This window comes from Pseudoxanthomonas sacheonensis (assembly GCF_031455975.1).
GTDB classification, from domain to species: domain Bacteria; phylum Pseudomonadota; class Gammaproteobacteria; order Xanthomonadales; family Xanthomonadaceae; genus Pseudoxanthomonas_A; species Pseudoxanthomonas_A sacheonensis_A.
Genome location: NZ_JAVDTT010000001.1, coordinates 174,473 through 198,051, shown reverse-complemented (window position 1 = coordinate 198,051; position 23,579 = coordinate 174,473). Strand labels below are relative to the sequence as shown.

At 62.8% G+C, this 23,579-nt stretch carries 18 protein-coding genes and 1 riboswitch; of the genes, 9 read left to right on the top strand and 9 right to left on the bottom strand.

All coding sequences use genetic code 11. From position 1 onward, the window contains the following. Positions 1-46: 46 nt before the first annotated feature. The 3 genes from J2W94_RS00850 to metX are packed head-to-tail and all read right to left on the bottom strand — an operon-like array spanning position 47 to position 3,425. Positions 47-1,123 carry a homoserine dehydrogenase gene (locus J2W94_RS00850; protein ID WP_310089711.1) on the bottom strand — a complete coding sequence of 359 codons (1,077 nt, stop codon included), beginning with the start codon at positions 1,121-1,123 and terminating at the stop codon, positions 47-49. Further along, entirely contained in the window at positions 1,120-2,346 is a 1,227-nt protein-coding gene (locus J2W94_RS00845; protein WP_310089710.1) for an O-succinylhomoserine (thiol)-lyase, read from the bottom strand. The genes J2W94_RS00850 and J2W94_RS00845 overlap by 4 nt, the downstream gene beginning before the upstream one ends. Then, positions 2,343-3,425 (bottom strand): homoserine O-succinyltransferase MetX, encoded by a 1,083-nt coding sequence (metX, locus tag J2W94_RS00840; RefSeq protein WP_430540529.1) that lies wholly within the window; start codon positions 3,423-3,425, stop codon positions 2,343-2,345. Before metX ends, J2W94_RS00845 begins: the two co-directional genes overlap by 4 nt. Positions 3,426-3,505: 80 nt before the next feature. Next, a riboswitch (SAM riboswitch) is annotated at positions 3,506-3,623 on the bottom strand. A gap of 112 nt (positions 3,624-3,735) precedes the next feature. Between metX and J2W94_RS00835 the strand changes: the two genes are divergently transcribed. From J2W94_RS00835 to J2W94_RS00810, 6 genes are all read left to right on the top strand, one after another. Then, entirely contained in the window at positions 3,736-4,845 is a 1,110-nt protein-coding gene (locus J2W94_RS00835; RefSeq protein ID WP_310089709.1) for a phytase, read from the top strand. After that, positions 4,842-5,777, top strand: a complete 936-nt coding sequence (locus J2W94_RS00830) for a M23 family metallopeptidase (protein ID WP_310089708.1) — start codon at positions 4,842-4,844, stop codon at positions 5,775-5,777. The genes J2W94_RS00835 and J2W94_RS00830 overlap by 4 nt, the downstream gene beginning before the upstream one ends. A 173-nt stretch (positions 5,778-5,950) precedes the next feature. Next, positions 5,951-7,555 carry a peptide chain release factor 3 gene (locus tag J2W94_RS00825; RefSeq protein ID WP_310089707.1) on the top strand — a complete coding sequence of 535 codons (1,605 nt, stop codon included), beginning with the start codon at positions 5,951-5,953 and terminating at the stop codon, positions 7,553-7,555. 3 nt (positions 7,556-7,558) lie between these two features. Then, positions 7,559-8,443, top strand: coding sequence for a CPBP family intramembrane glutamic endopeptidase (locus J2W94_RS00820; protein WP_310089706.1), 885 nt, complete (start codon positions 7,559-7,561; stop codon positions 8,441-8,443). Between the two features lie 55 nt (positions 8,444-8,498). Then, positions 8,499-9,167 (top strand): PAQR family membrane homeostasis protein TrhA, encoded by a 669-nt coding sequence (trhA, locus tag J2W94_RS00815; RefSeq protein ID WP_310089705.1) that lies wholly within the window; start codon positions 8,499-8,501, stop codon positions 9,165-9,167. 79 nt (positions 9,168-9,246) lie between these two features. After that, complete coding sequence (locus J2W94_RS00810) at positions 9,247-11,193, top strand: AsmA family protein (RefSeq protein WP_310089704.1); 1,947 nt, start codon at positions 9,247-9,249, stop codon at positions 11,191-11,193. Positions 11,194-11,345: 152 nt separating this feature from the next. Here the strand turns inward: J2W94_RS00810 and J2W94_RS00805 are convergent, their stop codons facing one another. From J2W94_RS00805 to mtgA, 3 genes are read right to left on the bottom strand one after another with little or no spacing between them, the layout of a single operon-like run. Continuing rightward, complete coding sequence (locus J2W94_RS00805) at positions 11,346-11,774, bottom strand: CBS domain-containing protein (RefSeq protein ID WP_310089703.1); 429 nt, start codon at positions 11,772-11,774, stop codon at positions 11,346-11,348. Then, on the bottom strand, positions 11,734-12,762 hold the full coding sequence (locus J2W94_RS00800; protein ID WP_310089702.1) for a glycosyltransferase family 2 protein: 1,029 nt from the start codon (positions 12,760-12,762) through the stop codon (positions 11,734-11,736). The genes J2W94_RS00805 and J2W94_RS00800 overlap by 41 nt, the downstream gene beginning before the upstream one ends. A 2-nt stretch (positions 12,763-12,764) precedes the next feature. Further along, positions 12,765-13,520, bottom strand: coding sequence for a monofunctional biosynthetic peptidoglycan transglycosylase (mtgA, locus tag J2W94_RS00795; protein WP_430540555.1), 756 nt, complete (start codon positions 13,518-13,520; stop codon positions 12,765-12,767). Positions 13,521-13,718: 198 nt separating this feature from the next. Between mtgA and J2W94_RS00790 the strand changes: the two genes are divergently transcribed. The 3 genes from J2W94_RS00790 to J2W94_RS00780 all read left to right on the top strand — a co-directional run bounded on the left by J2W94_RS00790 (position 13,719) and on the right by J2W94_RS00780 (position 18,724). Further along, the gene (locus tag J2W94_RS00790; protein WP_430540554.1) at positions 13,719-14,612 is read left to right on the top strand and encodes an Hsp33 family molecular chaperone HslO; all 894 of its coding nucleotides are present in this window, start codon (positions 13,719-13,721) and stop codon (positions 14,610-14,612) included. Positions 14,613-14,754: 142 nt separating this feature from the next. Then, a complete protein-coding gene (locus J2W94_RS00785; RefSeq protein WP_310091521.1) occupies positions 14,755-15,579 on the top strand; it encodes a hypothetical protein in 825 nt (274 codons plus the stop codon). Positions 15,580-15,859: 280 nt separating this feature from the next. Continuing rightward, positions 15,860-18,724 carry a TonB-dependent receptor plug domain-containing protein gene (locus tag J2W94_RS00780; protein ID WP_430540553.1) on the top strand — a complete coding sequence of 955 codons (2,865 nt, stop codon included), beginning with the start codon at positions 15,860-15,862 and terminating at the stop codon, positions 18,722-18,724. Between the two features lie 309 nt (positions 18,725-19,033). Here J2W94_RS00780 and J2W94_RS00775 read toward each other — a convergent pair whose 3' ends face one another. The 3 genes from J2W94_RS00775 to J2W94_RS00765 all read right to left on the bottom strand — a co-directional run bounded on the left by J2W94_RS00775 (position 19,034) and on the right by J2W94_RS00765 (position 23,544). Beyond that, on the bottom strand, positions 19,034-20,659 hold the full coding sequence (locus tag J2W94_RS00775) for a tetratricopeptide repeat-containing sulfotransferase family protein (protein ID WP_310089699.1): 1,626 nt from the start codon (positions 20,657-20,659) through the stop codon (positions 19,034-19,036). Between the two features lie 223 nt (positions 20,660-20,882). Further along, positions 20,883-22,670, bottom strand: a complete 1,788-nt coding sequence (locus tag J2W94_RS00770) for a phosphoenolpyruvate carboxykinase (GTP) (RefSeq protein WP_310089698.1) — start codon at positions 22,668-22,670, stop codon at positions 20,883-20,885. A 130-nt stretch (positions 22,671-22,800) separates the two neighbouring features. Beyond that, the gene (locus J2W94_RS00765) at positions 22,801-23,544 is read right to left on the bottom strand and encodes a helix-turn-helix domain-containing protein (protein WP_310089696.1); all 744 of its coding nucleotides are present in this window, start codon (positions 23,542-23,544) and stop codon (positions 22,801-22,803) included. Positions 23,545-23,579 lie beyond the last annotated feature (35 nt).

Sequence of the window (23,579 nt, the reverse complement as noted above, 5' to 3'; positions counted from 1 at the left end):
CCGATATTTTAGCGGATGCGCGGCCCGTCCGTAGGCAATGGTGCTCTCAGGCGGCTATTTTCAAGACATCGTCCAGCAACGCCGCCGCAGTGACTTCCGCCCCCGCGCCCGGCCCCTGGATCAGCAGCGGCTGATCGCAGTAGCGATCGCTGAAAATGGCGACGCGGTTGTCGGTACCGCCCCCGCCGCAAAGCGCATTGTCGGCCGGTAACGCCTGCAAACCGACGCTGGCGCCACTGTCGTCGAAACGGCCGAGGAAGCGCAGCTTCGCGCCATTGCGGTAAGCGGCTTTGAAATGCGCGGCGAGCGGCACGTCCAGCTGGTCCAGGCCGCGATCGAGTTCTTCCAGCGGAAGCGTGGCGAGTTGTTGCGGCACCAGCGATTCCACCGTCACCGCTTCTCCCTGCAGCGGCAATCCCGCTGCGCGCGCCAGGATCAACAGTTTGCGGCGCACGTCTTCACCCGAAAGATCCAGGCGGGGATCCGGCTCGGTGTAACCGTGCTGGCGGGCTTCGCGTACGAAACCCGAGAACGGACGCATGCCGTCGTAGTGATGGAAAAGCCAAGCCAGCGAACCCGAGAGCACGCCTTCGACCCGATGGATGCGATCGCCACCGGCCACCAGCTCGCGCAAGCTGCGCAGCAGCGGCAGCCCCGCGCCGACGGTCGCGCTGTCGCCGTAGCGCGCGTTGCCTTCCTGCGCCGCTTCCGCAATGGCGCTCGCCCGTGAAAGCGCGCCGCCATAGCCGAGTTTGTTGGCAGTGACCACGTGCACGCCACGCGCCAGCCAGCTTGCATGCCAGTCGGCCACGGTTTCGCTTGCGGTCGCGTCGACCAGCACGTCGCCACGACGCAGCGCTTCGGCTTCCGCCCAGGGCGGCAGCGCGGCGACTTCCAGCGTGGAGGCGCGGGCTTGTTCCAGCGCGCGTGCAGGCAACTCATCGCAATACTGCAGCGCGCGCGAGTTGGCGAGCCACGCGAATGCCGGCAAGGGATGACCGCACTGCTGCAACCGCTGGTAACGGGCTACGAATGCCGTGCCCACTACGCCGGTGCCCAACAGAGCCAACTTCGGCGCCGGCACCGAACGGTACGCCGTCGCCAGACGCACGACGCTGCTCATGCGTCGACGAGGATGCGTTCGTCCTCCGCCTGGCCGGCGATGGCGCGTTCGGCACGCAACAGAGCCTGCGACAGATCGGCGATCAAATCGTCGGTGGATTCGATGCCTATCGACAAGCGCAGCAGGCCGTCGGAAATACCGGCCTTGGCCCGCGCTTCGGCGGTCATCGCCGCGTGGGTCATCGTCGCCGGATGCGCGATCAGGCTTTCCACGCCGCCCAGCGATTCGGCCAGGGTGAAATATTTCAATCCATCGACGAACGCGCGCACAGCCGCTTCTCCGCCATGCAGCTCCACGCTCAGCATCGCGCCGAAACCCTTCTGTTGGCGTGCGGCGACGGCATGGCCGGGATGCGAGGCCAAACCCGGAAAATACACCTTGGAAACCACAGGGTGCTCATCCAACAATGTCGCGATGGCGGTGGTGTTCTCCTGGTGCACGCGCAGCCGCGCGTCCAATGTGCGCAGCCCGCGCAACGTCAGGAAGCTGTCGAACGGCGAACCGGTCAGGCCCAGCGCGTTGGCCCACCACACGAGTTTTTCATGCGTTTCCGCTTCGCGCGCGACGACCGCGCCCCCGACCACGTCGCTATGGCCGTTGATGTATTTGGTGGTGGAATGCAGCACCACGTCGGCGCCGAACTCGATGGGCTTCTGCAGCGCCGGCGACAGGAAGGTGTTGTCGACTACGGTGATCGCGCCAGCCTTTTTGGCCGCGTCGATGACGAAGCGCAGGTCGGTGATGCGCAACAGCGGGTTGGAAGGCGTTTCGATCAGCACCAGCTTCGGCGACTGCGCCAGCGCATCGGCGAAGGAACGCGGATCGGTCAGGTCGGCGGTGATCAGCTCGAAATGGCCTTTCTTCGCCAGCGCATTGAACAGGCGCCAGCTTCCGCCGTAGGCATCGTGTGGCACTACCAGACGGTCGCCCGGTTCAAGCAAGGCGTTCAGTACCAGGGTGATGGCGGCCATGCCGGTGGAAGTGATTACCGCGCCGGCGCCGCCTTCCAGTTCGGCCAGCGCTTCGCCCAGCAGGTCGCGGGTCGGGTTGCCGCTGCGTGTGTAGTCGTACTGGCGCTTGTTGCCGAAGCCGTCGAAGCTGAAGTTGGACGACAGCACGATGGGCGGCGTGACCGCGCCATAGGCGGTGTCGCGATCTATGCCGGCGCGTACGGCCGAAGTGGCCGAGCTACAAGGAGCGTCGTTGTCGGTGTGGCGGCTCATGCGGTTTCTCCAGTCTCGTTGCGGTCGGCATCGCGCAGGGCGGCCACCAGGATGTTGTCGATGCGATCGGTTTCTTTCAGGAAGGCGTCGTGGCCGTAGGGCGAGCGCAGTACGCGCAGCTGTCCGCGCGCGCTGGAACCCTGTGTGTTCAGGCCTTCGACCAGCGCCACGGAATCGGCCAGCGGCACCAGACGATCGCCTTCGACGGCTACCACCACGGTCGGCACGCCGACCTGGGCAGGATCCAAGCGGTGCAGGTCGATGGATTCGGACAGGCGCAGATAGGCGGTGACCGGCGTGCGCGCCACGTATTGCGCGCCGGCGGCGTCCAGGTAGTCCTCGGCGGCGCAACGCACGCGGCCGTTGATGATTTCCGGAGCGGCGTCGAAACGCTCGTCGAATTCCTCCGGCGTGCGGTAGCTCAGCATCGCGAACTGGCGCGCCAGCGAAAGCCCTTGCGCATCGGCGCACTGCAACTGGCCCAACGCCACGGCTTTGCGCTGCAGCGCGCGCCAAGCGGATGCATACGGGTGTGCGCGATGTGCGCCGCTCACCGCGATCAGCTTGCGCAGACGGGACGGATGGCGCGCCGCGAGCTGCAGACCCACCAGCGCGCCGTACGAATATCCGACGAAGGCATGCAGCTGTTCGATCTTCAGCGCATCCAACAACTGCACGATGGCATCGGCTTGATCGGCGGTTTCCAGCGGCACGTCCAGCTTGCCGTCGGCGCCGACGTAGTCGATGGCCAGCAGACGGCGGCGCGTGGGGTCGAGCGCACGGCCGGCTTGTGCCAGCGCATTGGCCCAGCCGTTCTCGGGGAAGGTTTCGCTGGCCACCACGTGGCGATGCGCTGAAATTCCGCCCGCCACGAACACGACCGGCAATCCCGCCTCGCCCAGCAACTCGTAACGCAGAGTCACCTGACGGATGCCGGCATGGCGCAAGTCGAGACGCAGGCTGATTTCGCCGCGCAGGTCGCGCGCGGCTTCCGTCGGCAATGGACCCGTCGACGGCTCGTAGGCCGGCAACGGCGGCAGGGAAGGAACGGCATGCAGGGCGGCGTTGACGAAGCTCATGGCGGTATCCAGTGGAGGAACTTGGACTACAACCATCGAGCTTCGCGGAGCTCGGCGTTCGCCCCGCGCAAGGCAGGATCGAACCATCTTCCGGTAGACGCAGAGGTCTCCGCAGGATTTGGCACCTGGGCGGCGCTTGCGCGTCGCCTGGCTGCCCCGGCTTCAAAGGGCCTGTCCCTCTGCCGGTCTCGATGGTGGCGCCAGCTTGCCAGCCGTTTTTCGACATGTCAATCGCTTTATTCGGATAAAGCGATGGACTAGGTCACAATACCGGTCGCAAGCCACGCCGGCCTTAACGCATAATTAGCATATGACTCCTTCCCGACCTGCTCTGGGCCAGCTTGCGCTCGGCGCCTGCCTGACGCTGCTGGCGGCCTGCGCCACCGCTCCGGCCCCGCACACTTCCGCGCCGCAGGTTCCAGCGCCCAAGACCGCGGTGGATGCGGTGATTGCCGAGGCCTGGGTTTCCACGGAAAGCCCTGAGGACGAACTGGATTCGCTGGCGGTCTGGCCCACCGAGGACGGCCACCTCTGGTTGATCGCCACCGCCAAGTCCAGCCATCGATTGGTGGTTTACGACGCCGAGACCGGTCAACGCCTGCGCAGCGTCGGCGAACGCGGCGAAGGCGTATCGCAATTCAACCGTCCCAACGGCATCGCGGTGTATGGCGACCTGTTGTTCGTGGCCGAACGCGACAACCATCGGGTGCAAGTGTTCAGGCTTCCCGATTTCACGCCGATGGGCTTCGTCGGCCAGGACGTACTGCGTGTTCCCTATGGCCTGTGGGTGCGCGAAAACGGTCCGGACGACCTGGAACTGTTCGTCACCGACAGCTTCATGGCGGATTTCAGGACCGGCGAATTGCCGCCCATGGGGGAACTGGACCAGCGCGTGAAGCGCTTCGAGGTGCAGGTGGACGGCCAGGGCAAGCTGCAATCGAAATACCTGGGCGCGTTCGGCGATACCAGCGAAGCCGGCGCCCTGCGCATGGTGGAATCGATCGCCGGCGACTCGATCAACGATCGCTTATTGATCGCCGATGAGGACCGGCGGGTGGGTTCGACCCTGCGCGAATACACGCTGGAAGGTCTGTACCGCGCCCGCAGCCTGCCGCTGTTCGATGCCGATGCCGAAGGCGTGGCTTTATGGGCCTGCGATTCCGGCGAGGGTTATTGGATCGCCGTGGATCAATTGCGGCCCACCGTATTCCGCATCTTCGATCGCACCAACCTGCAACCTTTGAAGACATTCTCGGGTCAGGTCGTCGCCAATACCGATGGACAAGTGCTTTACGCGGCGGGCACGCCTCGCTTCCCGGCGGGCGCGCTGTTCGCACTGCATGACGACAAGGCGGTGGCCGCGTTCGACCTGCGCGATGTCGCGCGCGCACTGGGATTGTCGGACCGCTGCATGCGATGAAGGCGGTCCGCGTCCCCACAGCCTGGTGTCTCGGATTGGCGTTGATGCTGCTGGGCATGGCCGACGCCGACGCCGCGCGCCTGTACCGCTGGAAAGATCGCCATGGCGTGACCCAGTACGGCGACCAGCCGCCGGCAGCCGACGAGCTTCCGGCCAGCGACGTGAACGTGGTCCGCTTCCGCAATCCGCCCGGCGCCCTGGTACGGCTGCGTCTGGAAAACAAACGCGGCCGTTACGAAGCCTGGGCGGACAACCTGCTGCACGGGCCGGTCGAAGTGATGCTGCGCTTCAAACACGACAGCAATGTCGTCGGCAGCCCTACTTTGCCCGCCGAAGCCACCGTGCCGGCGCGCAGCAGCGTGCTGGTCGCCACGGTCACCATCACCGATCCGATCCGCGGGGGCGATTTCGAATTGTTGCTCGATGGCCTTCCCGGCAGCCCGTCGGCGCGGCCCGTCGACTACGACTACCGCCTGCCCTTCGATTACGCCCGCGTGCGCGTGGACCAGGGTCCGGGCGGCAGCTTCAGCCACAACGACCCGCAGAACCGCTACGCCATCGACTTCGCGCTGGCCGAGGGCACGCCGATAGTGGCTGTGCGCGAAGGAGTGGTGATGCAGGTGGAATCGGATTTCGACAAGGCAGGCCTGAACCGCGAGAAATACGGCGGCCGCGCCAACTTCATCCGCATCCTGCACGACGACGGCAGCATGGCCGTGTACGCGCACCTGCAACCCGAAGGCGTGCAGGTGCGCACCGGCCAGCGCGTGCGCCTGGGCCAGCGCATCGGCCTGTCCGGAAACACCGGCTTCAGCACCGCGCCGCATCTGCACTTCGTACTGCAGGTCAACCGCGGCATGCGCCTGGAGTCGATCCCGTTCCGCATGTTCGGGCCGCTGGGCGAGCTGAAGTTCCCCAGCAGCCGGCGCTGAACTTGTAGGAGCGGGCCCTGCCCGCGACCAAAAAACGGCGCTACGCGGAAACTGCGCTCCCGGAGAACTTCCGGTCGCGCCCAAGGGGCGCTCCTACAGAAAGCAGACCAGCGCAGCCGCTATAATTCGCCTCTTCCCCAATACTCGAACCGCCCTACCCGGCGCGACTTCCCATGCCCGATATTTCCACCGAAGCCGCGCGCCGCCGCACCTTCGCCATCATTTCCCATCCCGACGCGGGCAAGACCACGCTGACGGAAAAGCTGCTGCTGTTCGGCGGCGCCATCCAGATGGCCGGCTCGGTGAAAGGCCGCAAGGCCGCGCGGCACGCGACCTCCGACTGGATGGCGCTGGAGAAGGAGCGCGGCATCTCGGTGACTTCGTCGGTAATGCAGTTCCCCTACGAAGGCCGCATGGTCAACCTGCTGGACACGCCCGGCCACGCCGACTTCGGCGAGGACACCTATCGGGTGCTCACCGCGGTTGACTCGGCGCTGATGGTCATCGACGTGGCCAAGGGCGTGGAAGAACGCACCATCAAACTGATGGAAGTGTGCCGCCTGCGCGACACGCCGATCATGACCTTCATCAACAAGCTGGATCGCGAGGGCCGCGACCCGATCGAACTGCTGGACGAAGTGGAAAGCGTGCTCGGTATCCAGTGCGCGCCGGTGACCTGGCCGATCGGCATGGGCTCGCGCCTCAAGGGCGTCGTGCACCTGGTCAGCGGCGAAGTGCACCTGTACGAACAGGGCCGCAACTTCACCCGCCAGGACTCGGCGATCTTCGCCTCGCTGGACGATCCGCAACTGGTCGAACGCCTGGGCGAGAACCTGCTGGCCGAACTGCGCGACGAACTGGAGCTGGTGCAGGGCGCTTCGCATCCGTTCGATGCCGAAGCGTACCTGGCAGGCAAACAGACGCCGGTGTTCTTCGGCTCGGCGGTCAACAACTTCGGCGTACAGCCGCTGCTCGACTTTTTCGTCGACCACGCGCCCGCGCCGCAGCCGCACGCCACCACCACGCGTACCGTTGACCCGAACGAAGCCAAGCTCAGCGGTTTCGTTTTCAAGATCCAGGCCAACATGGATCCGATGCATCGCGACCGTGTCGCCTTCATGCGCGTGTGTTCGGGCCGCTTCGCCGCCGGCATGAAGAGCTTCCATGTGCGCACCGGCAAGGAAATGAAGCTGGCCAACGCGCTGACCTTCATGGCCAGCGACCGCGAGATCGCGGTCGAAGCGTGGCCGGGCGATGTGATCGGCATCCACAACCACGGCACCATTTCCATCGGCGACACCTTCACCGAAGGCGAGGCGATCAGCTTCACCGGCATTCCCAACTTCGCTCCGGAATTGTTCCGCCGCGCGCGTCTGCGCGACCCTCTGAAGCTGAAGCAGTTGCAGAAGGGCCTGGCGCAATTGAGCGAGGAAGGCGCGACGCAATTCTTCCGTCCGCTGATGAGCAACGACCTGATCCTGGGCGCCGTAGGCACGCTGCAGTTCGATGTGGTGGCTTACCGGCTGAAGGACGAGTACAGCGTGGACGCCAGCTTCGAACCGATCGGCGTGGTCACCGCACGCTGGATCCGCTGCGCCGATGCGAAGAAGCTGGAGGAATTCCGCGACAAGAACGCGATGAACCTGGCCCTGGACGCGGCGGGCGAACTGGTCTACCTGGCGCCCACGCGCGTCAATCTGCAACTGGCGCAGGAACGCGCGCCGGGCGTGGAATTCATGGCCACGCGCGAGCATGCGCACAGCGTGAGCCTGGACTGACGGATGGAAGCACGGCAGCCCGGCCTACACCGTCAGGTCCTGTCCAGGTTGCTGCGCTCGCCATTGGCGCGCATGGTCTATTTCGCGGCGCTGCTGGTCGCGCTCAGGCTCGTATTCGTGTGGATAGCGCAGTCGGCCGGAATCCCGCCCAATAGTTTCAGGACCATGAGCGCGAACTTCGCGTTCACCGTGCTGGCCGTCCTGCCCTACTTGCTCGCTTACTGGCTGCTGGCGAAATTCATCGAAAGGCGTCCGCTGTCCGAACTGGACTGGCGCAAGTCCCCGCAATTGTTGTGGGGTCTGTTCGCCGCGCTGCTGCTGTTCGCGCTGGTGACCGCCGAACTCTGGGCCGCGCAGGCCTACACCATCTCCAGTTTCGGCGACGCGCCGTTGTGGACGCTGTTCCTACTGACCGCCGTGGCGCCCGGGATCACCGAGGAAATCATCAGCCGCGGCATCCTGTTCCGGCTGACCGAGGAAGGCCTGGGGACATGGATCGCGTTGGCGGTATCGGCGCTGTTTTTCGGCTTCGCGCATTCGTTCAACCCCGGCGCGACCGTGTGGAGTTCGGTGGCGATCTCAATCGAAGCCGGGGTGTTGTTCGGGCTGCTGTATCACGTCACCCGTTCGCTCTGGTGGTGCATCGGCCTGCATGCGGGCTGGAATTTCGTACAGGGTGCGGTATTCGGAATACCGGTCTCGGGCATCAAGGTCGATGGCCTGTTCGACTCGCAGCTGCAAGGGCCGGATTGGCTGGATGGAGGCGGTTTCGGCGCGGAGGCCTCGGTGCTGACCGTGCTGACCTGCGGCATCGCCAGCCTGCTGCTCATTCGGCGCATGCTGCGGGATCGGAGCGTCGTGGCTCCCTTTTGGAAACGTGGCCACTGAAAATGTGAGCCACGCACGGATGCAGATGCTGCTGCATTGCGGTAGTTTGCAGGGCATGACTGCCGCCTCCCGTCCCCCGCACGGAGAAAAAATCGATTATCGCGACGAAATAGCCAGTGCCTTGACCCACGGTCTCGGCGCGGTGGCGGCGCTCGCGGGCGGTGCGGTGCTGATTACTCTGGCCGCGCTGTACGGAGATGCCTGGCAGTTGGGCGCCTCCATCGTATTCGGCGTCAGCTTGCTGCTGCTCTACGTCGCCTCGACCTTGTACCACTCCATCCAGCATCCGGTCGCCAAGGCGCGATTGAAGGTGTTCGACCATTGCGCGATCTACCTGCTGATCGCGGGCACATACACACCGTTCACGCTGATCGGCCTGCGTGGGCCGTGGGGTTGGGGCCTGTTCATCGCCATCTGGACGCTGGCGGTGTTCGGCGTGGTGTTCAAGTTGTTCTACACCGGCCGTTTCAAGCTGCTGTCGACGGCTATTTATATCGCCATGGGCTGGCTGGTCATCGTGGCGATCAAACCGATGCTGACCGCGCTGGATGGCTGGACCTTGGGCTGGTTGCTGCTGGGTGGCCTGTTCTACACGCTGGGCACCTATTTCTACCATCGCGAATCGATCCGTTTCTCGCACGCGATCTGGCACATGTTCGTGATCGGCGGCAGCGTCTGCCATTTCATCGCGGTGACCGCGCAGGTGCTCGCTCCACGTCTCTAGCGGATTTGAGCCGCGCAACATGAACGGTTAGACGCACTTTCGCGCAACCTGAACGCGCCTTTCTCGATATTGGCGGCATATGACCGATGCCGCTCCAAAACCCGTCCCATTCTATCGACGCAGGCCTTCGCGAAGGACTTCCGTCGTGTTGGGCGTTCTGGCGCTGGCCTTGGTACTCCTTGTCGTTCTGTTCGACTGGAACTGGCTCAAGGGGCCAGTGCAAAGCTTGGTGCGAGCACAGACCGGTCGAGAATTCCGCATCGGCGGCGACCTAAACGTGGATCTCGGCCGAACTACGACCATCAGCGGCGAGGCTTTGACTTTCGGCAATGCGGCATGGTCGAAGGAGCCGACCATGGCCAGCGCCGATCGCGCCGAGTTCGATATCGAGATATGGCCTCTGTTGTTCGAGCGCCAGACCCGCATCCCGGAGATCCGCCTCACTAAACCGACGCTGCGCCTTGAAACGGGGCCAGACGGCGTGGGCAACTGGGTGTTCGGCGATCCGGACGGAGAACCCATACGGTTCCGCAAGATATGGATCGACGATGGCCGTCTGCAATTCTTCAATGCGCCGAAGAAAACCGACGTCGACATCAGCGTCAACAGCTCGCAACCCCGACGCGAAGATGCGGCCCCGCCCATCGACGTAGAAGGCAAGGGGCGCTGGATCGGCAACCCCTTCAATATTTCCGGCCGCGCCGAATCTCCGTTCGAACTGAGCAACAGCGACAAACCCTACCGCATCAATCTGCGTGCCGACGCCGGCCCGACGCGCGCGCATGCGCGCGGCAATTTGATCAATCCTTTCCAACTGCGCAATTTCAATCTGCAACTCGCGCTTTCCGGTCAGAACATGGAAAACCTGTATCCATTGATCGGCATCGCCATTCCCCCGACCCCGCCGTACAAACTGGACGGACGCCTGATACGCAAGGGAGATGTCTGGCGTTATCAGGACTTCAAAGGTGTGGTCGGCGACAGCGATCTAGGTGGCACTGCCACCGTCACGGTGGGGCGCAAGCGTCCACTGCTGGAGGCCAACCTGGTTTCCAGACGTCTGGATCTGGACGATCTGGCCGGCTTCCTCGGCGCTCCGCCGCAGGCCGGCGGCGACGAATCCACCAATCCCGAGTTGCGCGCGCAAACGCTGCAGCTCGCGGCCGATACGCGTGTGCTGCCCGATAAACCCTACGACCTGACAAAACTGCGCTCGATGGATGCTGATGTGCGGCTGAAAGCGCACCGGATCAACGCGCCCAACTTGCCTCTCGACGACATGGACGCGCACCTGAAGCTCAATGCGGGCATCGTGAACCTGGTGCCGTTGAACTTCGGAGTCGCCGGTGGCGACATCCGTTCCACGATCCGCATGGATGCGCGCGAAGCGGTCATACGCACGCAGGCCAAGGTTTCGGTGCGGCGTCTGGACCTGTCGAAACTATTTCCCGATGTGAAATTGACCAAGGATGCGGTGGGCTTGATAGGTGGCGATATGGCGATCGCCGGCACCGGCAATTCAATCGCCGCGATGCTGGGCAGCGCCGATGGCGACGTCGCCTTGGGCATGGGTCGCGGTCAGATCAGCAACCTGCTGATGGAACTGGCGGGCATCGATATCGCCGAGTCGTTGAAGTTCCTGCTCACCAAGGATAAGAAAGTTCCCATCCGTTGCGCGTTCGGCGATTTTGCCGTCAAGGACGGCATGATGCATTCGCGTGCGCTGGCCTTCGACACCGAAGACACCTTGATCGTCGGCGACGGCGACATCAACCTGAAGAACGAAACCCTGGACTTGGAGCTGCGCCCGCGGCCAAAGGACCGAAGCATCCTGGCGCTGCGTTCGCCATTGGTGGTGGGCGGCACGTTCAAGGATCCGTCGTTCCACCCGGATTTCAAACGCCTGGGATTGCGCGGTGCGGTGGCCCTTGCGCTGGGCAGCATCGCGCCACCCGCGGCCCTGCTCGCGACGCTGGAGCTTGGCCCGGGAAAAGACAGCGCCTGCGGCGGCAAGTACGCGAAGTAGCCAGTAGGGCGGGCACCGCCCGCCGCTCTGTCCGACATCGCGAAGCGGCGGGCGGTGCCCGCGCTACGTGTCAAATCGCTCTGCGAGAACAAGAAACTCCTGGGCCCAGCTACCGAGGACGGTCAGCAAACCACTGAAGGCCAACACGACGTCTAGCTGGCGATATACCGCTGCAACTGATCCAGTTGGACCTTCTGGTCTTCGATCACTGCCTTGACCAGATCGCCGATCGAGATCACGCCGATCACTTCGCCGTCCTCCATTACCGGCAGGTGGCGGATCCGGTGCTCGGTCATCAGCTGCATGCAATGTTCGACCGTGTGATTGGGCCCGACCGTAATCACACCGGCCGTCATGATGTCCCGTACCGAAGTGTCCGCGGAGGAGCGGCCATGCAGCACCACCTTGCGCGCGTAATCGCGCTCGGAAACGATGCCGGCCAGGCTTACGCCGTCCATCACCAGGACGGCGCCTACGCTTTTTTCGGCCATCAGACGGATGGCGTCGATCACCGAGTCGCCGGAGGCGACTGCGTAGATCTCAGGAGTCTTGCTTCCCAACAATTGGCGTAGCGTATGCATCGACCTCTCCTTTCGCACCGGGTTGCTGAGCCGAGAATACTCCTCCTACGCCCGGTTGCCAGACATCCACCAGGTACAGCGGCCGCTGCTTGGATTCGTCGTACAGACGGCCCAGATATTCGCCGATCAGTCCCAATGCGATCAGCTGGATGCCGCCCAGGAACAGGATCACCACCATCATCGTGGGCCAGCCGGCGACGGGGTCGCCGTACAGGGCGGCCTTGACGATGATCCAGACCGCGAACAGGAAAGCGAAAACCGCGGTCAGCAGACCGAAGTAAGTGGCCACGCGCAACGGTGCGGTGGAAAAACTGGTGATGCCTTCCAGCGCGAAGTTCCACAACTTCCAGAGGCCGAAATTGCTGCGTCCCGCAAGACGCGCCTCACGGCGATAGGGAATGGCCACTTGGTTGAAACCCACCCAGCCGAACAGCCCTTTCATGAAACGGTGCCGTTCGCGCAGCTGTCGCAGCGCGGCCAGCGCGCGGGGCGACAACAGGCGGAAATCGCCGGTATCGGCCGGAATGGGGGTCTTGGACAGACGCCCGATCACCCGGTAGAAACCGGCCGCGGTGGCGCGCTTCAACCAGCCCTCGCCTTCTCGTTGGATGCGCGTGCCATGCACATCGTCGTAGCCTTCGCGCCACTTCGAAACGAATTGAGGAATCAGCTCGGGCGGATCCTGTCCGTCGGCGTCCAGGATCAGCACCGCGCCGGTTTCCACCTGATCCAAGGCCGCCGTCAGCGCCAGCTCCTTGCCGAAATTACGCGACAGGCGCAACAACGAGACGCGTGGGTCCTGCCGAGCCAAGCCTTGCATCACTTCCCAAGTGGTATCGGTACTGCCATCGTCCACATACAGGACTTGAGCGTTGACGCCGTCCAGGCGATGAAGCGCGGCGGCGATGCGCGGATGCAGTGTGGGGAGCGCCTCGGCCTCGTTGCGTGCCGCCACCACTACGGTAAGGCGATCCTGATCGTTAGCCATGTTCAATCCAGTGCCTGCAGATAGCCAGAGCCGCCGATCTGCCGCGCTTGACGCTGGATCCAGTTGGCGCGGCGTTGCACGAAGGGTCCGGGACGGGCAACGCTATAGCGTCGCGGAGCAGGCAGCACCGCCGCCAGTCGGGCGCTTTCGGCCGGGGAAAGACGGCTCGCGTCCTTGCGCCAATAGCTGCGGGACGCAGCCTGTGCACCGTAGATGCCGTCGCCGAATTCGGCGATGTTGGCGTAGACCTCCAGGATCCGCGTCTTCGGCCACATCAGTTCGATCAGCAGCGTGTACCAGGCTTCCACGCCTTTGCGCACCCAGCTGCGGCCCTGCCACAGGAACAGGTTCTTGGCGACCTGCTGGCTGACCGTACTCGCCCCACGCACCCTGCGGCCTTTGGCGTTGTTGATCCGCGCCTTTTCGATGGCCTTGAAATCGAATCCCCTATGGCTGGCGAAGTTCTGGTCTTCGGCGGCCACCATCGCCACCGGCAGGTTGGCGGAAATATCCCTCAGGTCCCGCCAGTCGTAGGCCACCCGAAAGCTCGCTTCGCCCGCGCCCCAAGCTTCCAATTGCCGGGCCACCATAAACGCAGAGAAAGGCGGATCGACGAAACGCAGCACGGCCACCTGCAGGACGCTGGCCGCCGCGAACAGGAATGGCAGCGCCAGCAGCCAGCGCAACCAGCGACGTGATCGGGTTCGTCCGGGAGAAGGCAGATCGATGGCGGAGGTTCCTGGCGAATGATTTGAAATCAGGGCGCAATGTTAACCTTTCGCCCCTCTCGGTGAGCGTATCGAAGGACGGCGGGCAAATAGCTCCGCTGCGGCGTCGATACTTCCTGCGAGCCATGCCGAAGAGCCAGTTCGTGCTTACGTCACTTGAACGGCAGCAGGTCGCCCATACCGTTGAGGACATCGTGTCTTTTACGGCGAGAACGCCGCCCCCGGAGAATTGTGAGCAACGCAGGCGACAACCAAACGCGCTTCCTTCTGCCTAGAGCCGGCGTGCGCGGAGTCTGCGTGCGTCTGGAAAACACCTGGCAGGAGATCCTGTCCCACGCTTCCTATCCCGACCGGGCGCGCGATCTGCTAGGCCAGGCCTGCGTGGCGTCTGCACTGTTCACCGGCCACGCCAAGGTGAACGGCCGCCTGTCCCTGCAGCTGCGGAGCCCACGCGCGCTGCGCACGCTGTTCGCCGAATGCACCGCGCAAGGAACCCTGCGCGGCATCGCCCGAATGGCGGAAGGCGAAGCCGCCCCGCACGACCTGCGCGAATTGGGCGAGGACGCGCTGCTAGCCATCACCATCGAAAACCCCGGCCTCGACCCGCGCGAGCCGCAGCGGTACCAGAGCCTGGTTTCCCTGCAAGCCGTTACTCTTTCGGCGGCGTTCGAGAACTACTTCCATCAGTCCGAGCAGCTCCCGACCCGCTTGCTGCTGGCTGCCGACGGCAACGCCGCCGCGGGGCTAATGCTGCAAAAGCTGCCGGGCGACGAAGGTGACAGCGACGGCTGGAACCGCGCCGGTGCCTTGTTCGAGACCCTGCAGCCCGACGAACTTCTGGCCCTCCCCGTAGGCGAGCTTTTGCATCGCCTGTTCCACGAGGAGGAGTGGTCGATCCTGGCCGAACGCCCCCTTCGCTTTGCCTGTTCTTGTTCCCAGCAACGGGTGGCGGCCATGCTGCAGTCGCTGGGAGCCGAAGAGGCCCATGCCGCCCTGGCCGACGGTCAGGCCGAAGTGCGTTGCGAGTTCTGTGACCAGCGCTATATTTTCAGCGCCCGCGAGATCGACGAACTTTTCGCCCTGCCGCCGGTCGGAATACAGGCCCCTGAACGGCTTCAGTAGCTTTCTGCGTGGGTGCTGGGGACTTGTTAAAGAAACATAAACCGAATAGCATCAGATCCCCTTGGGAGGGGAACCCCAGCGCGGGGTTGGGAGTCTTAAACAAGCTATGAACCTGCGTCTTCTGCACCTGCCGTTTGCCCTGCTGCTCGCCTTTGGCGTGGCAACTGGCGCGCACGCGCAATCCAAGAAGCCGCAAGCCTCAAAGCGCGATCCCACGGTCCTTCCGGTATGGAACAACACCAGCGGCAAGGTCGAAGCCGTACTCTTGCTGGAACCGACCGGCGAAGCCTCCGCGGGCGCTAGCTGGCGTCTGGGCAGCAATACTCTAGGAGCGGCGTTTGGCCTCGAAGCCGGCGACTCGCTTGGCTTGGTCTGCAACCGCCAGAGCGCCAGCAGCATCGGCAGCCTGATCAGCAATTGCGCCGTCGCCGAACTCATTACCGACAGCAACGACGGCGGCAGCCAGCGGGTCAGCGCCGGCGCCTCCCTGACTCGGCCCGGCGGCAAGCTGGGACTGTCCGCCGGCAGCGGCCGCGACACCCTCCCCGCTTGGCTGTCCTCCAATGCTGGCGCGCGCGTCGAACAGAACGATCTGGCCGTATTCGGCCAGAAGAACATCGGCCGTGAAGGTTACGTGCGGATCGGCGGCGCGGTAGCCCGCGCACGCCTAGTGCCAATTGCAGATGTTCCCGCCATGGCTGATCGCTGGAACACCAAGAGTCTCAGTGTCGGCGGTGGCTACGGTGCCTTCAGCGCCAACATCGTCGGCCGCGTGGTCGACGTTCCCGGCCAGCCGGGTAAATGGGAAGGCCTGGGCCTGGGTTTGACCTGGCGTACCCCGTGGAGCGGCCAGTTGACCGTCGGCGCGGAGAACGTCATTACCCGCGGCAAGAACCCCTTCTCGCCAAGCGACGAAAGCAGCGACGAGGGCACGGTGCCCTACGTAAGGTATGAACAGGATTTGTGAGGTTTTGCCGTCCGGCACTCCAAGCGCTTCAGTTCTTCCAAAAGCCCGCCACTGCGGGCTTTTTTATGCGTTTTCCACGAAATTCAGGAATACGAATTGAAGATGAATAGGGATCAGTGTCACGCATAATTTGTCCTGCGATTAACGACACTTTAATTCTTTGTATAAGCAGGTTACTATCCCGTTAACCCTGCCACGATTGGCGTTTGCACCATTATTTGGCGCCGCCGTGGGGGTTACTCATGAGCAACCCTCAAGACTCACTTGGAGAGAGAGAGAAATGAAATTTAAGACCAACAAGCTCCGCGACGCGGTTTCTTACGCGCTCGTCATGGGCGCCGCCTCTGTCGCGGGTACGGGAATCGCGGTCGCGCAGGAGACTACGGACGAAGCCAAGACCCTCGACAGGATCGAGGTGACCGGTAGCCGCATTCCGCGCGCCGATATCGAAAACGAACAGCCGGTTACCGTAATCAGCCGTGAAATGATCGAGAATCAGGGCTTCGCGTCCGTTGCGGACATCCTGCAGAACCTCACCTCTTCCGGTTCTCCGGCGATCAGCCGCGCCCAAGCACTGGCTTCGGGCGAGGATGTGGGTGGCTATTACATCGACCTGCGCAATCTGGGTGCCCAGCGCACGCTGATCCTGCTCAATGGCAAGCGCCTTGGCGTCAGCACTTCCGGCCTGCAGGATCTCGGCCAGATTCCTGTCTCCGCCATCGAGCGTATCGACGTGTTGAAAGACGGCGCATCGTCGCTGTACGGTTCCGACGCGATCGCCGGCGTAGTCAACGTCATTACCCGCCGTGATTTCGAAGGCGCGGAAGCCAATGCGTACTACGGCGCGTTCGATGAGGGCGAAGGCAAGCAATCCTTCGACTTCACCATCGGCACCCGCACCGATCGCGGCAGCCTGACCTTAAGTGCGGAGTATTCGAAAGAAGATCCCGTGTTGGCCGGCAATCGCAGTTTCAGCAAGTACGGCAATGCCGGCAAGAACTTCCCGTTCTCGGGTTGGAGCCTGATTTCTCAGAATGGCGTGTGGATTGGCGGCAACTGCCCGTCGGGACTCTGCACCCTGGACCGTGGCAGCGATCCGACCGATCCGAACAACTACCACGACATCACTCCCGCCGAACGCTCCAACCCCAACGAAGTAATGTTCCTGCAGACGGGTTTGGAACGTAAGTCTCTGTTCGTCAGCGGCACTTACGACATTACTGACAAGATACGTTTCACCTCCGATCTCGGCTATAACAAGCGCGCTACCGACCAGCAGATCGCAGGCTATCCGGGCAACTACGGTTTCGGGATGCTTTCGGCCGACAGCTATTTCAATCCGGCTCCGGGCGCGGACCAGTACTGGTTCCGTCGCTTCTGGGAAGTGCCGCGCACCACGCGTAGCGAGCTCGATACTCTGCGCGTGACCTTGGGTCTTGAAGGTTCGTTCGATATCGGCGAGCACCAGTGGAACTGGGACGTCGGCTTCCTTTCCAACGAAAACACCCTCAACAAATATGGTCATGGCGACGCCTATCTGCCTGCATTGCAAGCTGCCCTGGGTCCGTCTTACCTGAACGCCGCTACTGGCCGAGTCGAGTGCGGCACCGCCGCGGCTCCGATCGACTATGGCACCAGTTTCGGCGGTGGCCAGTGCATTCCGTTCAATCCCTTCCTTCCGTATGGTCAGGCGGGCGATGGATCGTTGGGCAATGCAGATTTGCAGACGTTCCTGTTCCCGGAATACCACGACGTCGGCAAGACCAAGACCACCGACTACACTGCTAACCTTGCCGGAACGCTCTTCACACTGCCCGCAGGTGACGTGGGCATGGCTTTCGGTGTGGAACACCGCAACGAACGCGGCCGCTTCGTGCCCGATGCTGTCAATCAGGCCGGCCAGAGCACGGGATTGGCCGCGCAGATCACCCAAGGCAGCTACGACCTGGATGAAGCGTATGTCGAACTCGACATTCCTTTGCTGACGGATGTGCCGTTCGCGAAGGAGCTCGCGCTTAACGTTGCTAGCCGATATTCGGATTACTCGAACTTTGGCGACACCACCAACAACAAGTTCCAGGTGCGCTGGCGTCCGATCGATGGGCTTCTGGTTCGCGCCACGTATGCCGAAGGCTTCCGTGCGCCGTCGATCGCCGATCTGTATGGCGGCTCCGGTCAGGATTTCGCGTTCTACGTCGATCCTTGCGCAGGCGGTCAGCCGGGCGCGGGCAATCCGCGTTGCACAGCCGATGGCGTGCCTGCCACATATGTTCAGCTCGGCCAGGGCGGAGTTCCATGCACCGTGTCACCCTGCCAGACGAACACGCCTTTCATCAGCGGCTCCAATCCTGAGCTGACTGCGGAACAGGCCAAGTCGAAGACTGCGGGTGTTGTGTGGAGTCCGAAGTGGGTGGAAGGCCTGACCGTGTCCTTGGATTGGTACAAAGTCACCATTGACGCGGCAATTGTCGCCGACAGCGCCACCAGCATCCTGTACGACTGCTACGTTGGCGGCGCTGAATCACGTTGCGCTTCTGTCACCCGCGATCCCACTACCCATGTGGTTACGGGTCTGTTCGCTGGCCTGAACAATGTGGGTTCGATTGAAACCGAAGGTTACGATTTCGGCGTGAACTATCGTCTGCCTGAATTCGCGGTCGGCCAGTTCACGGTCGATTGGCAGACCTCCTATGTCAGCTCCTACGACCAGAAGGCTGACGAGGCCCCGGATACCCTGGTCGTCGGTTATGTCGGCACCCCTGGCGTGTTCCGTGTGCGTTCGAACCTGGGCGTGGGTTGGGAGAAGGGCGACTACTCGCTCCACTACATGGCTCGTTACTACTCGGGCATGAAGGAAAACTGCGTTACCAATGCCGCTGGCGTTCCCACCCGTCCCTGCAACGATGTCGATCATATCGATGTATACGGCGAGGCCAATCCGCTTAACCACACCGGCAGCAACACGTTCCACGATCTGCAGGGTTCGGTCAAGTTGCCGTGGAATGCCACTGCTTCGATCGGCGTGAACAACCTCACGAACCACCTGGGTCCGATCATGTTCACCGCACCGAGCAGCAACTTTGCGTACTACGGTGGCTTTGACATCGGTCGTTTCATCTACGTGAAGTATCAGCAGCGGTTCTGATCGAACGTAAGTTCACTTGTTAGATTTCTACGGCCCCGAAAGGGGCCGTAGTTTTTTGTGACGGATGGAATCGACTAAAACTAGAACGTTGCAAGGAACTGCGAATGAGCGATGCGGAGAAATGGGCGAGGAAGGCGCGATACCAAGCGTACGGCTCTAGGCACGTTTCATGCCTCTCCGTCCATCGTTGAGCGATTCGAAAGACACTCAGCCTGCCGGCAAATACGTAGCAGCCAGCAGCGATATCGCTTAAGTCCGATCCGTCGCTGCTTCATAAATGCACCGCGCACCGGAAGGCGGGATTTACAGCTAGTACGGATTCGCGCCGTTCGCAGGCAGCGAACTCAATATCTCGAGCATCGGCCGCAGGTGCCGCTCGTAGGGTACCCACTGCGTGTGTCTGTCCTTCAGTATCCCGTTGCGCACGTGAGCGGCGCTGGCTGTTGCACTGGCCCCTCCTTGCCTATCCAGATCGAGCACGCTCGGCAAGAATTCGAGATCGCAATACTCGAGTAAGCGGCGTGCCTGGATTGTTGGGTTACCTACGAATTCCGCGTAGTCGATTTCCAGGATACGGCCGGGCGCAACCGTGTTCCAATGCGCCATCAATCTTCGGTAAAGCAGAAAATAGTCCGCCAGCGCACGCTGATCGCACGCGTAGGGCGCCGCGCCACGGAAAATCGTACGAAGGTTCGAAAAACAGGTTTCGACCGGATCGCGCCTCATGTGCACGATGCGCGCTTCGGGGAAAGCATGCAGGATGAACCCCACATTGAGGAAGTTGGAGGGCAGCTTTTCCGTCAGCCAGCGACGCCCCTGCGCACGCCAGTGCGCGTAGGCATGCATGCGCTGCCGAACCGCGTCGAAATCGATCGTAGCCGCGCGCGATACCACGCTTCCGTCGACCGCATCGAACGTATCGTGATCGGCGGCTTGTCGCAGGCATGCGCTCAGCTGGTAGGTCTCGCCTCCATCGGTCACGTCCGGATGCCCGGCCAAAACGCGCTCGATCAGCGTCGTTCCCGAGCGGAACATGCCCACTATGAAGATCAATCCGGTACCGCCGCCACTCTCCGGCATGGGAGAAGGTTCATACGACGGCAGAGCCATGCGCTCGAGCGACTCCACCAGCGCATGCTGTTCGCCGGGCCGGTAACCCGCCAGACGCCGCATGGTCGCATGGCCGCGCTCCAAGGCTTGCCAAGCCTCTTCGTAACGGCCCATCGCATGCAGGCTATGGTGCAGGGAGTAGTCGAAATAGGCCCGAGCTTCGGAGCCTGGAGCTGCTGCGGGAAGGACGCGCCGAATCTCGTCGACATGCGAGCGGGCCGATTGTTCGCTCTCCTGCATCGAAAGCAGCCAATGCGCGTTGGCCATCCCGGGATTGGCTTCCAAGGCGCGCCGGATCGACGTCGTGGATTCCTTTTTATGGCCGCTGAACATCTCGAACAGACCACGCAGATAATGGGCATCGGCATAGTCGGGAGCAATCTCCAGCGCCTGCGAAAGGCAGTCCTCAGCCAACTCGTAAAGACCGGACATCCCCAGATGTTGCGCGAGCTCGGCAAGATGAGGAAGCGATCGCGTCTTTCGCCAGTCGCTTCCTTCCACCAGTTTCTTCAGTAGCTCAGGCTCCTCGAATCGTTTCAGTCCGCGCACGACCTGGAGCAGAAGTTCTGGCGAGTCGATCGGCGGCCTGGCCGCTTCCAGAAGGGCTGCATGTGCGTCTCTGTACTGCCCTCGCTGTAGCAGGATCGTCGAAACGAGCGTCGCAATGGGAACCGAATCCGTGACGTCACTCCGCAGCAACGCGACCGCTTCCGCGGCGCGATGCCAATTTCCCTGCGCCGCGTGACCTCGTGCCTGTTCGTAGACGGCGCGAAGTGCCGGCGGAACACCGTTACGGTCAATATCGACGTCAGTGATTGGAACCATGGATTACGCCGTGGGAAATAACGGGGAAACTTCTCGTCGCTTCCTGACGCTCTGGTCTGGCCAGACCGAGCAATCGCCTGGCAGCGACCAAAAGTATCACGCCATCAAACCTTGTTCGACACACGGACATTCGCCGTCGTCCGCTGCCCGCATCGGGCGAACTGCTCAGACCCGATCCCAGCTAAACGTCCTAGTCAATTGGAGAGCTCAAGAACGGATTGTTTTATCTCAGTGTTTTGAGGATCTCGTTCGCTTCGGAAAGCAGGATAGGCGGCATGCGCGAACCATATTCCTGCAAATAGGCCCCGACCTGTTCGAACTCGGCCTTCCAGCCCGCAAGATCGAAGTCGAAAAGCGCTTCCGCCGACCCGTCCGCAAGGTCCAGGCCTTGCAGGCGAAGTTCGCCGTTTTCCGGCAGGAGCCCGACCGGAAGCTCTACCGCTCCTGCCCTGCCCTCTACCCTTTCGATCATCCATTCCAGTACCCGCAGGTTCTCGCCGAAACCGGGCCACAGAAAGCGGCCGTCCTCGCCCTTGCGGAACCAGTTGACGTGAAAGACCTTCGGCAATTTCGCGCCGGGCCGATCGAACGACAGCCAGTGGGCGAAGTAGTCGGCGAAGTTGTAGCCGCAGAACGGCTTCATGGCCATCGGGTCGCGACGCATCACGCCGACATCGCCGGTAGCGGCGGCGGTGGTTTCGGAACCCATGCTGGCGCCGACCAGCACGCCGTGGGTCCAGTCGCGGGCTTCGAACACCAGCGGCACCAGCGAAGCGCGACGGCCGCCGAAGACGATGGCGGAGATCGGAACGCCTTGCGGATCTTCGGCGCGCGCCGAGTAGCTCGGGCACTGCCGGGCCGAAACCGTGAAGCGCGAGTTGGGATGCGCAGCCGGACCGTTGGCCGGATCAAAATCGCGGCCCTGCCAGTCCTTCGACGGCTGCCCTGCCTCCAGACCTTCCCACCAGGGCTGGTTGTCGGCGGTCACGGCGACATTGGTGAAGATCGTGTCGTGCCCGATGGTGGCCAGCGCATTGGGATTGGACTTCTCCGAAGTGCCCGGCGCAACACCGAAGAACCCAGCTTCCGGATTGATGGCGTACAGGCGGCCGTCCTCACCAGGACGCATCCAGCAGATATCGTCGCCCACCGTCCACACCTTCCATCCGGCTTGGCGGTAGCTTTCCGGCGGGATCAGCATGGCCAGGTTGGTCTTGCCGCAGGCCGACGGGAAGGCCGCAGCGATGTAGTGGATCTCGCCGCGCGGATTTTCTATGCCGACGATGAGCATGTGTTCGGCCAGCCAGCCTTCCTGCCGCGCCTGCCAGGAAGCGATGCGCAAAGCGTGGCATTTCTTGCCCAGCAAGGCATTGCCTCCATAGCCGGAGCCGTAACTCTTGATGCTGAGCTCTTCCGGGAAATGCATGATGAAACGGCGATCCGGGTCCAGCTCGCCGGTGGAATGCAGGCCTTTGACGAACACTCCTTCCTTTTCGATACGCGCCAGCGCCGATGCGCCCATGCGCGTCATCAGGCGCATGTTGGCGACCACGTAAGGCGAATCGGTGATCTCGACGCCGCATCGCGCCAGCGGGGAATCGATCGGCCCCATGCAGTAGGGAATGACATAGAGCGTGCGGCCGCGCATGCAGCCGGCGAACAAGGCATCCATCCGCCGATGGCCCTCGGCCGGCGACATCCAGTGGTTGTTGGGACCGGCGTCGTCGCGGTCGCGGCTGCAGACGAAGGTGAGGTGCTCCACCCGCGCGACATCGCTGGGGTCGGAGCGGTACAGCCAGCTGTCGGGATGGGTGTCGGGATTGAGCGGCAGCAGCGTGCCGTCGTCCTGCATCAGTCGCAGCAGCGCGGCGTTCTCTTCCTCGCTTCCATCGCACCAGTGGATCGAATCCGGCTGGGTCAGCGCCGCAGTCTCGGCGACCCAGCGGTTCAAACTCTCGAGTCGGCTAGCGACCGGATGCTTTTCGTCGAAGTACGAAATCGCTGCGTTCATGCGCGCCCTCCCAGGCCAACCATATCGTTACGAATGCAACTAAATGGTACTCGCGCTGGCAGGCGGGGTCTTGCTGCAGTGCAGACCCTGTTTTATGGGAGTTTATTTACGGGAATTCATGAAAACGTTATCAGCCGTTCTGCGCGCGCCGATAGGGCTGGAACAACTGCAGCAGCCATGGTTTCTGCGCCAGCACCAGACTGACGCCGACCCGTTCCTGCGCGCTCAAGGTCGCGTCGCGGGCCAGCAGCGCATCGAACTCGCGCGCCAGTTCCTCCAAGCGCAAGCGGAGTTGCTTGACCCCTTCGATGCTCAGGCTGCCGCTAAGTAGCAATAGCGCATCTTGTTCGCCATCGAACGGATCGGCGAAGAAATCGCCGAGCAAGTTCAGGCGGAAATAGCGTTCCATCGGCCCATTGGCGCGCCAGCGGAAATTGCGCGCGGTGAGCGGGCGTCCGCGGTTGCCCGGCATCAGTTCGATGATGCCCAGGCGATCCAGCTTCACCAGCAGCGCCGTCCACTGGGCGATGTTGAAGTCGAACTGGGCCAGCACGTCTTCCTGACGCCAGCGGTTGATGGTCAGGAACAGCGCGAGCAAGAGCGCAGGCTCGCTCACCAGCGCCTGCTCCTGCGATTCGCTGAGGTTGGCCATGGCCGGGCGGCCGCGCGCGGATTCGGCGCTGAGTTCGGCCAGACCCACATCCAGCGCATCGCAGATCTGCTCCAGCCGCTGCAGGCTCATGGCGCGTTGCGAGAACATGCGTTTGATCGCCGCCTCGCTCAGCTTCAATCGGGCCGCCAGGTCGCGATAGGTCAGGCCTTGCGCGCGCAGGCAGCGTTTCAGGGAATCGACGAGTTCGATGGAGAGCGCCATAGGTCTAGGAATCGTATACCCAACCCACAACATCT

Bases quoted from the DNA above. Each gene is read 5' to 3' on its own strand.
- J2W94_RS00850 (WP_310089711.1), bottom strand. From the start codon at position 1,123: ATGAGCAGCGTCGTGCGTCTGGCGACGGCGTACCGTTCGGTGCCGGCG.
- J2W94_RS00845 (WP_310089710.1), bottom strand. From the start codon at position 2,346: ATGAGCCGCCACACCGACAACGACGCTCCTTGTAGCTCGGCCACTTCG.
- metX (WP_430540529.1), bottom strand. From the start codon at position 3,425: ATGAGCTTCGTCAACGCCGCCCTGCATGCCGTTCCTTCCCTGCCGCCG.
- J2W94_RS00835 (WP_310089709.1), top strand. From the start codon at position 3,736: ATGACTCCTTCCCGACCTGCTCTGGGCCAGCTTGCGCTCGGCGCCTGC.
- J2W94_RS00830 (WP_310089708.1), top strand. From the start codon at position 4,842: ATGAAGGCGGTCCGCGTCCCCACAGCCTGGTGTCTCGGATTGGCGTTG.
- J2W94_RS00825 (WP_310089707.1), top strand. From the start codon at position 5,951: ATGCCCGATATTTCCACCGAAGCCGCGCGCCGCCGCACCTTCGCCATC.
- J2W94_RS00820 (WP_310089706.1), top strand. From the start codon at position 7,559: ATGGAAGCACGGCAGCCCGGCCTACACCGTCAGGTCCTGTCCAGGTTG.
- trhA (WP_310089705.1), top strand. From the start codon at position 8,499: ATGACTGCCGCCTCCCGTCCCCCGCACGGAGAAAAAATCGATTATCGC.
- J2W94_RS00810 (WP_310089704.1), top strand. From the start codon at position 9,247: ATGACCGATGCCGCTCCAAAACCCGTCCCATTCTATCGACGCAGGCCT.
- J2W94_RS00805 (WP_310089703.1), bottom strand. From the start codon at position 11,774: ATGCATACGCTACGCCAATTGTTGGGAAGCAAGACTCCTGAGATCTAC.
- J2W94_RS00800 (WP_310089702.1), bottom strand. From the start codon at position 12,762: ATGGCTAACGATCAGGATCGCCTTACCGTAGTGGTGGCGGCACGCAAC.
- J2W94_RS00780 (WP_430540553.1), top strand. From the start codon at position 15,860: ATGAAATTTAAGACCAACAAGCTCCGCGACGCGGTTTCTTACGCGCTC.
- J2W94_RS00775 (WP_310089699.1), bottom strand. From the start codon at position 20,659: ATGGTTCCAATCACTGACGTCGATATTGACCGTAACGGTGTTCCGCCG.
- J2W94_RS00770 (WP_310089698.1), bottom strand. From the start codon at position 22,670: ATGAACGCAGCGATTTCGTACTTCGACGAAAAGCATCCGGTCGCTAGC.
- J2W94_RS00765 (WP_310089696.1), bottom strand. From the start codon at position 23,544: ATGGCGCTCTCCATCGAACTCGTCGATTCCCTGAAACGCTGCCTGCGC.